The organism is Rathayibacter iranicus NCPPB 2253 = VKM Ac-1602 (genome assembly GCF_003149025.1).
In the GTDB taxonomy this organism is placed as follows: Bacteria; Actinomycetota; Actinomycetes; order Actinomycetales; family Microbacteriaceae; genus Rathayibacter; species Rathayibacter iranicus.
Genome location: NZ_QGDV01000011.1, coordinates 21,722 through 33,749 on the forward strand (window position 1 = coordinate 21,722; position 12,028 = coordinate 33,749).

Sequence of the window (12,028 nt, forward strand, 5' to 3'; positions counted from 1 at the left end):
GCCTAGTGGGTCAGCTGGTGATGAGTTCGGCTCGGGGTGAGCCTTCGGTGTGGGCGATGCCATCGGCGAGTGCGGCCAGATAGTGCTCCGCGTCGAGGGCGGCGACCGTTCCGGAGGCGGCGGCGGTGACGGCCTGACGATAGGTCGGGTCGATGACGTCGCCCGCGGCGAAGACGCCGGGAACGGAGGTCTGAGAGGAGCGGCCAACGACTGAGATCGTGCCCTCGGTCGTGAGATCGAGTTTGCCGTGCACGATGTGAGTGCGCGGGTCGTTGCCGATTGCGATGAAGAGACCATCGAGTTCGAGGCGCGACTCCGTGCCGTCGACTGTGTCACGCAACTTCACGCCGTTGACGTGGCTCTCACCGGTGATGCCGGTCACTTCGGAGTTCCAGACGAACTCAATCTTGTCGTTGTCGAAGGCACGCTTCTGCATGACCTTCGAGGCCCGCAACGAGCCCTTGCGATGGATGATGTAGACCTTTGCCGCGTGCTTCGTGAGGAAGGTCGCCTCCTCCATTGCAGAATCGCCTCCGCCGACGACGGCAATGGTCTTGCCCTTGAAGAAGAAGCCGTCGCAGGTGGCGCACCACGAGACTCCGTGTCCCGAGAGGCGGTCCTCGTCGTGCAGGCCAAGCCGGCGGTAGGCGGAACCGGTCGCAATGACGACGCTCTTCGCCTCGATGCTCTCTCCGGAGCCGAGGTGCACCGTCTTGATCTCGCCCTCGAGGTCGAGGGAGGTGACGTCGTCGTAATAGGTCTCAGCACCGAACTTCTCGGCCTGTGCCTGCATCGCGGTCATCAGCTCGGGGCCGAGGATGCCATTCGGGAAACCCGGGAAGTTCTCGACGTCGGTCGTATTCATGAGGTCGCCGCCGATCTCGACGGAGGAGGCGACGACCACCGGGTGCAGTTCAGCGCGCGCCGCGTAGATGGCGGCGGTCCAGCCGGCTGGACCGGATCCGATGATGACGATGTCGCGCACGGCAACTCCTCGGGATCTGTGTGAGCGGTGACGGGCGAGGCGGTGAGGCCGAACCGGGGCCGGGCGCTCGATCTTTCCGCGGCTCCGAGGGCTACAACACATTCTAGGCGGGCACTATTCCGTGAGCCTGGGCACGAGGAGCGCCGACAGGCGCGCCGCGTTGTTCGGAGTCGCTGGCTCGCGAGAAAGACGTTCCGATCAGGGATTTTAGGTGGACCGCGCTGGGGAGTCAGCGTCCAAGGCGACGCAAGAACGGAGCGGCTAGGGTCCGCAACTCCGGCACCCGTAGGAACCAGAGGATGGCGAAGTAGACGACCGCCATGATGGTGCCTGCGATGGCCATCGAGATGATCGCGGAGGCCATCCCCGCCACAGGGAATGCGTCCTGCTCGAAGAGGACGAGCATCACGACGCCTCCGACCGCTCCTGTTGGGAGTGCTGCGAAGGTGTATTGGGCGAATCGCCGAACGATGGCCTGTCCGCCCCGTCCGCCGAGGCGGCGCCGCAGGAGCAGGCAGGCGAGTGTCGCCTGGACCGCGACGCCGAGCGAGACGGAGGAGGCGACGATGAAAGCGGTCGCCTCCGGTGGCCCGAGGAGCGCGATCTGGCAGCCGATGACCACGATCGCGGTCTGCACGAGGGTGTAAAAGAACGGAGTTCGGCCGTCGTCGAGGGAGTAGAAGGCTCGTTGCACGATTGCGAGGGTTGAGAAGAGCGGCAGAACGACCACGTAGGCAGTGATGATGGCGGCCATCGGCGCGATCGCCTCAAAGTCGTCGGAGAAGACGACGGCGAAGGGAATGGCGCACACGACCAGGGCGACCGCGGCGAAGACCAGGAAGAGACCGACGATGCGGATCGATGCGGAGACGTCGGCGCGGAAAGCGTCAATCCTGCCTGCGGCGGCGTGCCCACTCATCCGGGTGAAGTAGGCAGTGGCGACCGAGACGGCGATCACGGAGTGGGGCAGCATGAAGATGAGCCAAGCCTTTTGCAGTGCAGTGGCCGACGCATAGTCGCCGGAGCTACCGCTCACCGTCGAGTTCTCGACGAAGCCTGCCGCGACGGTCAGCAAGAGGGCCGCAAAGGTCCACACGGCGATGCGGCCAGCCCGACCGAGGCCTACGCCACGGAGGCGGAAATCGGGCCGATAGCTCAGACCGAGCCGCTTCCAGAAGAACACGAGCAGGATCGCCTGGAGGGCGACGCCCAGAGTCGCCGAGCCCGCGAGTACCGCGACCATTTCGGGCGTCCACGCGGAGGCGAAGCGGAGGTCAAAAGAGTCGACTCCAAACAGGGATTGGAAGGCGACGAGACCCGCGATCGTCACGACGTTGTTGACGACGGGGGTCCAGGTGAAGGGGCCGAAGGAGCCGCGGGCGTTGAGCACCTCGCCGAGGATTGTGTAAAGCCCGTAGAAGAAGACCTGCGGGAGGCACCAATAGGCGAAGGCGACGGCAAGCCGGAACTGCGTCGGCCCGTAGTCCGACGCGTTCAGCTGAACCAGCACCGGTGCGAGGAGGGTCGCCGCGACGGCTGCAACGAGGAGCAGCAGGAAGGAGAGCGTCAGGAGCCGATTGATGTAAGCGCGTCCACCGTCGGCGTGGAGGCCGGCGCGCACGATCTGCGGCACGAGGACCGCGTTCAACGCCCCTCCGGCGATGATGCTGTAGATCGTATTCGGCAGGCCGTTGGCGATGGTGAAGGCATCGGCGCCCTGCCCGACCAGCCCGACCGTCTGGGTGAAGACGATCGACATGATGAAGCCGAGGACCCGCGAGACCATCGTGCCGGAGGCGAGGATTGCGCTCGCGCGTCCGAGGGAGAAGCTAGCCACGCGGGTCCGTTCGGTCATCGAGGCCGGGCTGGACCGCGAGCGGTGCGTTCGGGTCCTCCTCATCCTCTGGAGTCTCGCCTCGGCGGCGACGGCGGATGTTGCGGAGGATCCCGACGCCGAAGACGACGACGAGGAGGATGCCCAGAACGAGCGTCCCGACCGTCTCCCAATCGGCGCGCACGCTGGTCACCACGCTCGTCGGTATGCCGATCGGGGTGCCGTCGAGCGCAGTGAGCTGCACCCGCACCTGCGTCTCGCCGTTGCCCACGCGGGCTCTCACCGGGATGGGCAGCCGGCCCTGCGAGCCGGCGTCGATCGAGGCCGGCTTGATCGATTCCTCGTCGATGTCGAGGACGGCGTTGGAGGTGGAGGCGTCTATTTGCACCTCTACCGGCCACGGCAGGTCGTTGCGGACGTACACCGGGATGCTCGAATCGTGGGAGAGCTGGAGCACGCTGTCCGAGGATTCGACGCGGACCGACGAGAGCGTGCCGTCGGCGAGCTTCCGACTCGCCTCGACGGCCTTCTCCCAGCCGGTGTCATCGTCGTGCCAGGCGACGGCGAGCAGGGCGAGGAGATCGTTGCGGCTCTTGCCGCGCAGCAGGTCTGGTTCGCGCAGCACGGCAGAGAAGGAGTCAACGAGCGAGGCGGTGGCGAGGAGGTCCTTCACTGTCCTGAGGCGCTGAGCCGGTTCCGCGGAGTCGGCGATCGTGACTCCGTCGGTGGCGGGAGCCGTCATGGCGGTGCCGAATGACGTCCCCTGTGCCCAGGGAAGCGCGTCGAGCGCGTCGAGCGTCTGCGCGAGCCGGGTTCCGTCCAGCGCCGAGCCGCGGTCGAGGGCGAGCACGACGTCCGGAGTCGTACCCTCGCGCTGCACCTGCGCGAGTTCTGCGGAGAGGGCGCTCATCCGCGCCCGCCATGTGGAATCGGTCGTTGCGCTCACCGCATCACTGAAGCCGGTCGAGAGGCGGCCATCGGCGACGACGAGCTCATGGCCGTCGACCACCGCTCGAGTGGCCGTGTCGACGGCCTTGGGGAGCGTGAGGTCGTCGGAGGAGACAATCGTGCGCGTCAGACCGCTCGCGGCGTAAACGTCGAGGTCGGCGGTGCGGACGCTCCCGGTCATCGGCCAGGCGAGCGGGCCGACGGTTGATGACCAGTTGAGGGAGAGTAGGGACTCGGTGCTTGGCCGCTCGGGGCGAGAGCCGGGTTGGCCCGGTCCCGTGGCCGGCGCCGGGGTTGCCGTACGAGAAGCGTCGGTGAACCGGATGTTGTCGATGCCGTACTCAAAGGAGGTGGGCGTGAGGAGAGTGTCGAGCCCAGCCTGCGCTTGGGCGGCGATATCGGCATCGGCATAGGGCAAAGCGAAGACGTCATTGGGCGCGACCTCGAGGCGCCGCAGCCAGGTCACCGCCGAGTCCGGGGCCGACCCGCCGAGAACACGGATGGACGCAAGGACGCGCGGGTCCACTCCGATCGTCACGGCGCGGCCGAAGACTGAGTCGAGCTGTCGGGAAAGCGTGCCCGTGGGCTGCGTGTACTCGCGCAGGGTATCGGCCGAGAGCAGCCCGGCAGCCGTGTCGGGGACGGTGAGCGGCACGAGGACGTTAACGCCCGTTTCCTGCGGAGAGGCGGTGCTTTCGGTCAGCTCCACCGCGGTGCGGGCGGTCGAGACCACACCGTCGGGGTCCGTGATCGTGACGAGGACCGCGTGGGCGCCGAGCGCGGTGCGGTCATTCGAGAACGGGATCTGCTCGACCGGCACGGTGACGACTGCCTCGGCGGTGCTGGATGGCAGGAGGCGAACCTCGGCGCTCGCCTGGACCGGATCGGTGTCGTTGTCGGCCTCAGCGTCGAGCCAAGCCTGCAACTCGGCGCGCGAGTCGAGGGTGGCGTAAGAGAGGGCGACGCTCACGGTGGCGGCGTCGACCGACTGGGTGGTGCCGTTGCGCACGGCGACCGAAAGCTGCAGATTCTGGTTCAGCAGAAGGACGCCGTCGTTTGCCGCCCCGACCGTCGCGGTGACGGTTCCGGAGGGGAAGACCGTCGCGCTCAGGCTGGCGGGCGCCTGCTCGGCAACAGCGGGCGTGCCGAGAAGCACCGCCGACAGCACGGCCGCTCCCGCGAGGCGGAGCAGCCGGGGAAGACGAGGAGGGGTGAGGTCGCGCCGATGCATCGCACTCACTCGGCCTCCATGGTGGTGATTCTACGTGCAGGCCCCATTAGGGCTGCCGGTCTGTCGACTGCGCGGGGCGATCTCGCTAGTAACCTGCTCTAACGGTTACGGACTCTGCGGCCGTACTGCCCGGCTAGGATCGGGCGAATGCACAGCGTCCAGACCGCTCTCGAGACACTCCGCTCCCTCGCGCGGACACCGGCGGTCGCGCGGCTGGCCGAGGCGTTCGCTACTGAAGGGCACGAACTTGCTCTCGTGGGCGGCCCCGTGCGTGACGCATTCCTCGGGCACAGCGTGCACGACCTCGACTTCACCGCGTCGGCGCGCCCTCACGACATCGTGCGCATCGTCGCTCCCATCGCCGAGGCGCACTGGGACATTGGGCGTGCGTTCGGCACCATCGGCGCACGGGTGGCGGGCGAGATGGTTGAGATCACCACCTACCGCAGTGACAGCTACGACGGCGTGAGCCGCAAGCCCGAAGTCGAGTTCGGCAACTCGCTCGAGGGCGATCTGGTGCGCCGCGATTTCACCGTCAACGCGATGGCGCTGCGGATCCCCGAGGTCGTGCTGGTTGACCCGTCAGGTGGGGTGGAAGACCTGCTCGCGGGGCGGCTGACCACTCCCTCCGCGGCCGACCTGTCCTTCGGCGATGATCCGCTCCGAATGCTGCGCGCTGCCCGCTTCACGTCGCAGCTCGGCTTTCGCACCACGGATGAGGTCGAGTGGGCGATGGCCGAACTCGCGGGGCGGATTCGCGACGTGTCGGCCGAGCGGGTGCAGGAGGAACTCTGCAAGCTGCTGGCGACGGCCGCGCCGCGCGCCGGACTGGAACTGCTTGTGGACACCGGACTAGCTGGTTACTTCCTCCCGGAGCTGCCCGCCCTTCGTTTGGAGCAAGACGAGCATCATCACCACAAGGACGTCTACACGCACAGCCTCACGGTGCTCGAACAGGCAATCGCACTGGAGGAGGCCCGGCACCCGGACGCTGCGCCGGACGTGGTGCTGCGGCTCGCGGCCCTGCTCCACGACATCGGAAAGCCGGCGACACGGCGCCTCGAGGCCGGCGGCGCGGTGAGTTTTCACCATCACGATCTCGTTGGGTCGAAGCTCGCCGTCAAGCGGATGCGTGCGCTGAAGTTCGATAAGCAGTCCACGATGCAGGTCGCTCGGCTGATCGAGCTGCACCTGCGGTTCTTCGGCTACACGGACGGGGCGTGGAGTGACTCCGCGGTGCGTCGCTATGTGACCGATGCCGGGCCGCTACTGGAACGCCTGCACATCCTGACGCGCGCCGACGTGACGACGCGCAACCGGCGCAAGGCGGAGCGGCTCGCGCACGCCTACGACGATCTCGAGGTGCGCATCGCCGAGCTGGCCGAGAAGGAGGAACTCGCGTCGAAGCGGCCCGACCTCGATGGCACGCAGATCATGTCGATCCTCGATCTCGCGCCGGGCCCCGAGGTGGGAGCGGCATACCGGTTCCTCTTGGAGCTGCGGCTAGAGGAGGGTCCACTCGGCGAGGAACCCGCGACGCAGCGTCTCCGCGAGTGGTGGGCATCGCGCTAACTGTGTGGGGGCGCGAGATCGGGTGGGGCGGTCGAGATGGGCTGCCGCGGCGGGGGATCTCGTCCGAGCGGGGGTATTTCGCGACATTTCGCGGAAGAGAGGGGGGAAGGTGGGGGAGGAGGGGAGGGGGCTGGTAGGGTGTGGAGGTTGTCCATGAACAGACGCAGTCGCGTCCGCGGGAGTGGGCAGATGCTACATACCCTCCTGTCACGGAAATACCGTGGCCGTTTAGTCCGAAGGAGGTGGGTTAGTGACGCATCAGTACGAAATCATGGTCATCCTGGACCCCGAGATCGATGAGCGCACCGTCGCTCCGAGTCTCGACAAGTTCCTCAACGTCATCCGCACCGATGGTGGATCCGTCGACAAGGTCGACGTCTGGGGTCGCCGCCGTCTGGCGTACGAGATCAACAAGAAGTCCGAGGGTATTTACGCCGTCGTCGACTTCACATCGACCTCTGACGCCGCGAACGAACTCGACCGTCAGCTGAAGCTGTCCGAAGCTGTCATGCGCACCAAGGTGCTGCGGGCCGAAGAGGGTATCGCTCAGGTCGAAGCCGCCGCGAAGCTTGCCGCCGAGAAGGCTGCCCGCAAGGCTGCCAAGGCTCCGGCCGCTCCCAAGGCGTAGCGCTCATGGCCGGCGAGACGATCATCACCGTGGTGGGCAACCTCACGGCCGACCCCGAGCTGCGCTACACGCAGGGCGGGCTTGCGGTCGCGAACTTCACCATCGCCTCTACGCCACGCACCTTCGACCGTCAGGCGAATGACTGGAAGGACGGCGAAGCGCTGTTCCTCCGCGCCTCCGTCTGGCGCGAGTTCGCCGAGAACGTCGCGGGAACGCTGACCAAGGGCAGCCGCGTCATCGCGACCGGCCGCCTCAAGCAGCGTTCGTACGAGACGAAGGAAGGCGAGAAGCGCACCAGCATCGAGCTCGAGATCGACGAGATCGGGCCCTCGTTGCGGTACGCGACTGCGCAGGTCACGCGCACCTCCGGCGGAGGCGGGCGAGGCCAGGCGGGTGGCGGTCAGAGCAACGGCGGGCAGATCGGCGGTGGCCAGGGCGGCTCCGGCGGCGGCAACCAGGGGGGCTCCGGCAACGTCGGCGGCAACCGTGGTGGGCAGGCTGAGGAACCGTGGGCGCCCAGCGCTCCGGCCGGCGGCGACGTGTGGAGCACTCCGGGCAGCTACAACGATGAGACGCCGTTCTGAGCCTCGGCTCGAGCGCTCTCCTCACCTGAATCCCGCCCCACCTGCACCGCGATCACTCGCGACGGGGTAGGGGCGAACCAGAATCTAAGGAAACCACTATGGCTGGAAAGAGCAGCGGCGACCGCCGCAAGCCGATCCGCGGCAAGGGCGCAAAGAACGCGGCCCCCGCGAAGTCGGTCCGCGTGGGTGTCATCGACTATAAGGACGTCGCGACCCTCCGCAAATTCATCTCGGAGCGTGGGAAGATCCGCGCCCGTCGCATCACCGGTGTCTCCGTGCAGGAGCAGCGCCTCATCGCCCGCGCCGTCAAGAACGCCCGCGAGATGGCGCTCCTGCCCTACGCCGGCAGCGGAAGGTAGGTAACGGTATGTCCAAGGTCATCCTGACCCACGAGGTCGACGGGCTCGGCTCCGCCGGCGATGTCGTCGACGTGAAGAACGGGTTCGCCCGCAACTACCTCATCCCGCAGGGCTTCGGCATCGCCTGGACCCGCGGTGGCGAGAAGCAGGTCGAGCAGATCAAGTCGGCGCGAGCCGCTCGTGAGCACAAGACCATCGAGGAGGCGCAGCACACCAAGCAGGTCCTCGAGGCCAACCGGGTGAAGCTGACGGTCAAGGCCGGCAAGGACGGCCGTCTCTTCGGCTCGGTCAAGAGTTCGGACGTCGCAAGCGCGGTGGCGGCGGCCGGATTCGGCGAGTTCGACAAGCGCAAGATCGTGATCGCCAACGCGATCAAGAGTGTTGGCGAGCACGAGGCCGTGGTGCGTCTGCGCGACGACATCCAGGCCACGGTGAAGCTGCAGGTGGTCGCGGCCAAGTAGGGCTGCGAGAACGCCGCAGAGGGCGGTGCGATGGGACTTCTCGGTCCCGCCGCACCGCCCTCTGTCGTTCCCGTTGTCCACAGCACTATCCACATACACCCTCCGGCGACAGCAACCTTCAACCCGGGCTTAAGGCTCCTTTTCACGCACAGCTGTGGAAAGAAGAAAACCCCTGGTCAGGCGGCAGGAAAAACTTCAAAGAGACGTCAAATCCCACAGGGTTCTCCACATGTTGCACACAGTAGGCGCGGCGTTTCTCCGCGGTTGTCCACAGCTCTTTCCACAGGCCGGTTTGCGTGCTGTGGCGAGTGGTCCGTAGGGTGGCGCAGCGCCCCGCGCGGACGGGCAATCGCGCTCCGCTGTCGGAGGTCACTGGTAGACCAGGACTCGGCACAGGCCAGGCCGGACGCTCATCCGTTCCGCGAGGCACCCGACAGGAGGAGGCGAAGGCATGACGATCGCGCACCTGGCGGTTCCCGGCTCGGACGGGCGGGACGGTCGCGGCGAGTCCCGCGGCAACGAGCGGACGCCTCCGCACGACCTTCTCGCCGAGCAGTCCGCGCTCGGCGGCATGCTCCTCTCTAAAGACGCCGTCGCCGACGTCGTCGAGAGTGTCAAGGGCACTGATTTCTACATCCCCAAGCACGAGATCGTGTTCGACGCGATCCTCGCGCTCTACTCGCACGGCGAGCCGACCGACGTCATCACGGTGACCGACGAACTCACCAAGCAGGGCGAGTTGCAGCGCGCCGGCGGGGCCGACTACCTGCACACGCTCACCTCGATGGTGCCGACCGCGGCGAATGCGGGCTACTACGCGTCCATCGTCGCTGAGCGCGCGCTGCTTCGTCGCCTGGTGGAGGCCGGAACCCGCATTGCGCAGATGGGCTATCAGGGCGAGGGCGAGGTGCTCGACCTGGTCAACTCGGCGCAGGCCGAGATCTACAACGTCACGGGGTCCGAGACAGCGGAGGACTACGTCCCACTGACCGACGCGGTCACCGTCGCGATCGACGAGATTGAGGCGGCCGCGCACAAGGACGGTGCCTTCACCGGCGTTCCCACCGGGTTCGCCGACCTCGACGACCTGACGAACGGCTTCCACGCGGGGCAGATGATCATCGTCGCCGCCCGTCCCGCGCTGGGTAAGTCGACCCTCGCGCTCGACTTTGCGCGCGCCGCCGCCATCAAGCACAACATGCCCACCATCTTCTTCTCGCTCGAGATGGGACGCAGCGAGATCGCGATGCGCCTGCTCTCGGCCGAGGCCTCGGTGCCGTTGCAGCACATGCGTAAGGGCACGGTCGACCAGCGCGACTGGACGACCATCGCCTCCACCCGCGGCCGGATCAATGACGCTCCGCTGTACATCGACGACTCGCCCAATATGACGCTGGTCGAGATCCGGGCGAAATGCCGTCGGCTCAAGCAGCGCGTCGGTCTCAAGATGGTCGTCATTGACTACTTGCAGCTGATGACCTCGGGCAAGAAGGTCGAGAGCCGTCAGCAGGAAGTGTCCGAGTTCTCGCGCGCGCTCAAGCTGCTCGCGAAGGAGTTGCAGGTGCCGGTTATCGCGCTCTCGCAGCTGAACCGTGGGCCGGAGCAGCGGGCCGACAAGCTGCCCGCCATCTCAGACCTCCGTGAGTCGGGCTCGATCGAGCAGGACGCCGACATGGTGATCCTCCTGCACCGCGAGAGTGCCTACGAGAAGGACAATCCGCGAGCGGGAGAGGCTGACCTGATCGTCGCAAAGCACCGCAACGGCCCGACGCGCACGGTGACGGTGGGCTTCCACGGGCACTTCTCGCGGTTCGCGGACATCCCGGCGGTCTAGGTCCGATGAGTGCTGTTCCTGAGCCTGTCGACGTCCCGCTCGGCGGCAGAACAATCCGCCTCGGACAGTTTCTGAAGTTCGCGGGCATCCTCTCGGGAGGAGAGGCGAAGGAATCCGTCGCCGAGGGGCTCGTGACGGTGAACGACGAGGTCGACCTCCGCCGTGGCCGCCAGCTGGTGGTCGGCGACGTCGTCGGGTTCGACGGGAACCGGTTCCGCGTCGGTGCGTGAGGCTGCGGGTAAAAGGTCGTCCGGCTTCTCGATTCGAGGCCGCTGACAGCACCTTGAGTGCCGCCGGGGGTGGCGATTGATGTGTGGGCGTAACGAACACGTTCGAAGAACATGTCAAAAATCGGGCGTCTTTTTGACATGTCAGCCTGACGTGTCTCTCATGGCGACACAGGACGTGCCGCCGATGAAGCCGCGTCGGCGTCGGCCACAATCTTCGCGGACATGCGCGGAGCGTCGCTCCAACACACGGGCGGTTGAGTTGGAGCGTCAAGGCCACGCTCAAACTGGAGTGGGAGGTGTCGGCGCCAACTCCAACGAAGGAGCCGTTGCTGTTGGAGCGTGGCATCCCGGGACTCCCTCCAGCGCCCGGCGGACCACCGACGTCCAGGCGAGACGCCGCTCAGGGCATGGTGTGTCGGCGTGTCAGGTGACGTCGCGGCGCACACTGGCAGCTGGGCATCCGGACGACAGGAGACGCGCATGCAGCTCGGCATTCACTTCATGAACTTCACTCTGCCGGGAGGGAGCGCGGGGATCGCGCCGATTCTCGGGGCGACGGCGCGGACGGCCGAGGACGTCGGCTGCGCGTGGTTCACCATGATGGACCACTACTTTCAAATGGAGCTTTTCGCCACCAGTGAAGACCCGATGCTGGAGGGTTACACCTCGCTCGGGTTCGTCGCGGGGCGGACGGAACGCCTCCGCCTCGGCTTGCTCGTCACCGGAGTGACCTACCGACATCCCGGGCTGCTCGCCAAGATCGTCACGACGCTCGACGTGCTCTCGGGCGGGCGGGCGATGCTCGGGATCGGCGCGGCCTGGTATGAGCGCGAACATCTCGGGCTGGGCGTGCCGTATCCGCCGTTGAAGGAGCGTTTTGAGCGGCTCGAGGAGACGCTACAGATTTGCCGGCAGATGTGGAGCGAGGACGACGGTCCGTTCGAGGGAGCGCACTACCAGCTCGCTGAAACACTCAACCACCCGGCGCCGGTACAGCAGCCGGGGCCGCCGATCCTGATCGGAGGAGGCGGGGAGCGCAAGACGCTCCGGCTCGTGGCGCAGTATGGCGATGCTTGCAACCTCTTTGCGACGAGTACCGATGATGTGGCGCACAAGCTTGACGTTCTGCGCCGCCATTGCGACGAACGTGGACGCGATTATGAGTCGATCACGAAGACGATCACGGGTGGGGGTGATCCGATCGGTGATCCCGACGCTTTTGTCCGGGCGATGGGGGAGTACGCGGCGCTCGGGATCGACCACGTCCAGGTCGCTCCCGCGGGGCCCGATCCCGAGGGCTATGTTGCGCGCCTCGGAGAGGGCGTGATCGCTCGCCTCGCCGCGCTCTGACGGGCAGGACCG

Annotated in this window: 11 protein-coding genes; 8 read left to right on the forward strand and 3 right to left on the reverse strand. The window is 66.7% G+C overall.

Annotated elements, in window-relative coordinates:
- Window positions 1-10: 10 nt before the first annotated feature.
- The 3 genes from trxB to B0H03_RS11485 all read right to left on the reverse strand — a co-directional run bounded on the left by trxB (window position 11) and on the right by B0H03_RS11485 (window position 4,998).
- A complete protein-coding gene (gene trxB / locus B0H03_RS11475; RefSeq protein WP_104265754.1) occupies window positions 11-985 on the reverse strand; it encodes a thioredoxin-disulfide reductase in 975 nt (324 codons plus the stop codon).
- Between the two features lie 229 nt (window positions 986-1,214).
- On the reverse strand, window positions 1,215-2,822 hold the full coding sequence (gene murJ, locus B0H03_RS11480; protein WP_241560455.1) for a murein biosynthesis integral membrane protein MurJ: 1,608 nt from the start codon (window positions 2,820-2,822) through the stop codon (window positions 1,215-1,217).
- Window positions 2,815-4,998, reverse strand: a complete 2,184-nt coding sequence (locus tag B0H03_RS11485; protein WP_237399554.1) for a DUF6049 family protein — start codon at window positions 4,996-4,998, stop codon at window positions 2,815-2,817. Before B0H03_RS11485 ends, murJ begins: the two co-directional genes overlap by 8 nt.
- 147 nt (window positions 4,999-5,145) lie before the next feature.
- Between B0H03_RS11485 and B0H03_RS11490 the strand changes: the two genes are divergently transcribed.
- The 8 genes from B0H03_RS11490 to B0H03_RS11525 all read left to right on the forward strand — a co-directional run bounded on the left by B0H03_RS11490 (window position 5,146) and on the right by B0H03_RS11525 (window position 12,016).
- Entirely contained in the window at window positions 5,146-6,570 is a 1,425-nt protein-coding gene (locus tag B0H03_RS11490) for a CCA tRNA nucleotidyltransferase (protein ID WP_109714881.1), read from the forward strand.
- Between the two features lie 271 nt (window positions 6,571-6,841).
- Window positions 6,842-7,198, forward strand: coding sequence for a 30S ribosomal protein S6 (rpsF, locus tag B0H03_RS11495; protein WP_202130147.1), 357 nt, complete (start codon window positions 6,842-6,844; stop codon window positions 7,196-7,198).
- 5 nt (window positions 7,199-7,203) lie between these two features.
- Complete coding sequence (locus B0H03_RS11500; RefSeq protein WP_104265747.1) at window positions 7,204-7,782, forward strand: single-stranded DNA-binding protein; 579 nt, start codon at window positions 7,204-7,206, stop codon at window positions 7,780-7,782.
- A gap of 98 nt (window positions 7,783-7,880) precedes the next feature.
- Window positions 7,881-8,141 (forward strand): 30S ribosomal protein S18, encoded by a 261-nt coding sequence (gene rpsR / locus B0H03_RS11505; RefSeq protein WP_055784551.1) that lies wholly within the window; start codon window positions 7,881-7,883, stop codon window positions 8,139-8,141.
- Between the two features lie 8 nt (window positions 8,142-8,149).
- Complete coding sequence (gene rplI, locus B0H03_RS11510; protein ID WP_104265746.1) at window positions 8,150-8,602, forward strand: 50S ribosomal protein L9; 453 nt, start codon at window positions 8,150-8,152, stop codon at window positions 8,600-8,602.
- A 451-nt stretch (window positions 8,603-9,053) separates the two neighbouring features.
- The gene (gene dnaB / locus B0H03_RS11515) at window positions 9,054-10,436 is read left to right on the forward strand and encodes a replicative DNA helicase (protein WP_104265745.1); all 1,383 of its coding nucleotides are present in this window, start codon (window positions 9,054-9,056) and stop codon (window positions 10,434-10,436) included.
- Window positions 10,437-10,441: 5 nt separating this feature from the next.
- A complete protein-coding gene (locus B0H03_RS11520; RefSeq protein ID WP_104265744.1) occupies window positions 10,442-10,666 on the forward strand; it encodes an RNA-binding S4 domain-containing protein in 225 nt (74 codons plus the stop codon).
- A 480-nt stretch (window positions 10,667-11,146) separates the two neighbouring features.
- A complete protein-coding gene (locus tag B0H03_RS11525) occupies window positions 11,147-12,016 on the forward strand; it encodes an LLM class F420-dependent oxidoreductase (protein ID WP_104265743.1) in 870 nt (289 codons plus the stop codon).
- Window positions 12,017-12,028 lie beyond the last annotated feature (12 nt).

What these genes read in the sequence shown, in the direction of transcription:
- B0H03_RS11520 (WP_104265744.1), top strand. Translation starts at nt 10,442, where the DNA reads ATGAGTGCTGTTCCTGAGCCTGTCGACGTCCCGCTCGGCGGCAGAACA.
- rpsF (WP_202130147.1), top strand. Translation starts at nt 6,842, where the DNA reads ATGGTCATCCTGGACCCCGAGATCGATGAGCGCACCGTCGCTCCGAGT.
- B0H03_RS11490 (WP_109714881.1), top strand. Translation starts at nt 5,146, where the DNA reads ATGCACAGCGTCCAGACCGCTCTCGAGACACTCCGCTCCCTCGCGCGG.
- dnaB (WP_104265745.1), top strand. Translation starts at nt 9,054, where the DNA reads ATGACGATCGCGCACCTGGCGGTTCCCGGCTCGGACGGGCGGGACGGT.
- rpsR (WP_055784551.1), top strand. Translation starts at nt 7,881, where the DNA reads ATGGCTGGAAAGAGCAGCGGCGACCGCCGCAAGCCGATCCGCGGCAAG.
- B0H03_RS11500 (WP_104265747.1), top strand. Translation starts at nt 7,204, where the DNA reads ATGGCCGGCGAGACGATCATCACCGTGGTGGGCAACCTCACGGCCGAC.
- B0H03_RS11485 (WP_237399554.1), bottom strand. Translation starts at nt 4,998, where the DNA reads ATGCATCGGCGCGACCTCACCCCTCCTCGTCTTCCCCGGCTGCTCCGC.
- B0H03_RS11525 (WP_104265743.1), top strand. Translation starts at nt 11,147, where the DNA reads ATGCAGCTCGGCATTCACTTCATGAACTTCACTCTGCCGGGAGGGAGC.
- rplI (WP_104265746.1), top strand. Translation starts at nt 8,150, where the DNA reads ATGTCCAAGGTCATCCTGACCCACGAGGTCGACGGGCTCGGCTCCGCC.